This is a genomic window from Vibrio sp. 970 (assembly GCF_033339075.1).
Genome location: NZ_JAWOTW010000286.1, coordinates 1 through 720 on the forward strand (window position 1 = coordinate 1; position 720 = coordinate 720).

Below are 720 nucleotides of genomic sequence, written 5' to 3' on the forward strand. Positions count from 1 at the left end.
TGACGCTCATCAGAAATGGATAAGTGCACGTGATTAACGCCCATCGTCTGCGCCATTTTTTGAGCCACGCCAGACAGCATTAAAATTGGCTTACCCAACTCATCATTCGAGACGGTAAAATCATGGAAAGTCACGCCTTGAGCAATCCCCGTACCTAGCGCTTTCGATGCTGCCTCTTTAGCGGCAAAACGCTTAGCAAGATAACGCCCTTGCTGCTTAAGTTGCGAAAACTTTGCCATTTCATCCTCAGAGAGAATACGTCGAGCAAAAGGTTCACCACTGCGGCCTAGCGCTTTCTCTATACGCTCGATTTCAGCAATGTCGGTTCCTAAACCTAAAATAGCCATTCGTAGAACCTAGTTATTTGCGTGCCGCGATCATCAGTGCTTTCATCTCTGCCACAGACTTTTCTAGGCCATCAAACACTGCACGGCCAATGATAGAGTGACCAATGTTCAACTCGTAAATTTCTGGTAGCGCAGCAATTGGTGCCACGTTGTGGTAAGTCAGACCGTGGCCAGCGTTCACAATAATACCAAGGTCATCAGCGTAACTTGCACCCGCAGCAATCTTCTTCAATTCTGCTTGTTGCTCTTCTTCTGTTTCTGCATCAGCGTAATGACCAGTATGAAGCTCGATAAATGGTGCACCACACTGCTTCGCCGCTTCAATTTGCTGACGATCCGCATCAATAAACAGAGAAACTTTAATGCCTGCTTC

At 46.9% G+C, this 720-nt stretch carries 2 protein-coding genes; both read right to left on the reverse strand.

Translation table 11 applies throughout. The features are described from left to right. On the reverse strand, positions 1-347 hold a 347-nt coding region (acpS, locus tag R7Q11_RS26205; RefSeq protein WP_225467002.1), incomplete at its 3' end, for a holo-ACP synthase. A 13-nt stretch (positions 348-360) separates the two neighbouring features. After that, positions 361-720: pyridoxine 5'-phosphate synthase (locus tag R7Q11_RS26210; protein WP_225467003.1), on the reverse strand; the 360-nt coding region annotated here is incomplete at its 5' end.